Here is a 1,382-nt window from a genome sequence, read left to right on the forward strand (position 1 = left end):
AGCCCCATTATTTTATACCTTTGCTGTAACTGTAGCCTTACCTGCTTTGATTGCTTTAAATGTACCATCAACTTCAATAATTTCTATTTCATTTCCTGTAACTGCTGTAATATCAATTGCTCCATTCCAAGTTGTATATCCTGTTTCAGTGTTGCAAATATTATTTAGTTCTGGAAGTGTAACAGTAGTAGCGGTTTTATACATATAACTATTACCCGCTGTTAATGTTGGTGTTACTGCTACCCTAGTTGCTCCGCTTAATGTACCAGCAACTGACGTTAATATTAAAGCTTCCATTTCCAAGGGGATAGATTCTTCATAGATAATTTTAGTTCCCACATCGTCAAGCGGTGCTGCTTTAAATTCTGCATCTACTATTGTTGCTTTATCTTTTGTAAATGCCATTTTAAATCCAGCTTGATTGCTTCCGACAATCGTTACTCTTATATCACCATCTACAGGGTCATTGTGTACAAATCTGATTACATATTTTTTGCCATCTTGATTACCTACGCCACCGATTTTTACAGTTCTTTTGCCTGCTGCTTCAGTTACTCTTGCAGTAGTACATAGTTTCGCAAGAGTTTTACCATTCCAGGTCATAATGCCACTTTTAAGAGTAACCTCTTCTTCTGTTAAAATTGTTTTAGCTACAAGTCCTAAATCGTCAGATACTTCGACAAATTTTGGTTTATACTCTAGTGCTGCACCTCCTTCAATTAATCCTAGTAAATTAGTTTCAACTTCAAGCTCTTTGTCAGTTGGGATTGTGCCAGCAAATACAGCTGTGTATAATTTCCCACTACCTAGTGTTATCTTTTCATTTTCCATTGCCATATATAATTACCTCCTAAAATTTTTCTATTAAATTAAAATCGTATGTAGTCTCGAACCACATTTCTGTGTCAATCCACATACGATCTTTTTTATAATTTATTGCTTTTTCATTTAATAAATCTTCAATTGCTTTTTCGCTTACCTTATTTACTTTTGATGAATATAATTCAACGCTAATACTTCTATCTGCTATGCAATTCCTATCATCAGCACCGCTTACATCAGGTTTATCTGTAAAAATAATATAAGGAAGTGGAGGAGGTTTTATGAATCGTTCTTCTGCGACCTTCAATCCTATGGTTTCCAACCAAGTTTTAATGTCCAGCATTTCTTACCGCCTCCTCTGATAGTTCTACCATCCTTCTTTGTGCAAGTTCTTCTCCAAAAATAATATGAGGAAACGCTTGTGTTCTCCCGCCATTTCTAGTAGCGTGTCCTTTTTCTAATAAGTGTGTAAGCCTATACTCTCCACCACTTACATGCCAAGTCTTGCCTTTGTTGTATTTGCCATCGTAAACATTTTTAATTTTAAAAGCTTTAACATA

General features: G+C 35.2%; 2 protein-coding genes and 1 pseudogene. All 3 read right to left on the reverse strand.

The window, feature by feature from the left end; all coding sequences use genetic code 11:
* Nucleotides 1–12 precede the first annotated feature (12 nt).
* Nucleotides 13–837 (reverse strand): hypothetical protein, encoded by an 825-nt coding sequence (locus tag Ctaglu_RS25710; RefSeq protein ID WP_185732970.1) that lies wholly within the window; start codon nt 835–837, stop codon nt 13–15.
* A gap of 13 nt (nt 838–850) precedes the next feature.
* On the reverse strand, nt 851–1,165 hold the full coding sequence (locus Ctaglu_RS24665; RefSeq protein ID WP_125006705.1) for a hypothetical protein: 315 nt from the start codon (nt 1,163–1,165) through the stop codon (nt 851–853).
* A pseudogene (locus tag Ctaglu_RS25715) lies at nt 1,152–1,382 on the reverse strand (hypothetical protein); the annotation flags it as partial. The pseudogene Ctaglu_RS25715 and the gene Ctaglu_RS24665, both read right to left, overlap by 14 nt.

Origin of the sequence: Clostridium tagluense (genome assembly GCF_003865095.1) — a bacterium.
GTDB classification, from domain to species: domain Bacteria; phylum Bacillota; class Clostridia; order Clostridiales; family Clostridiaceae; genus Clostridium_AD; species Clostridium_AD tagluense.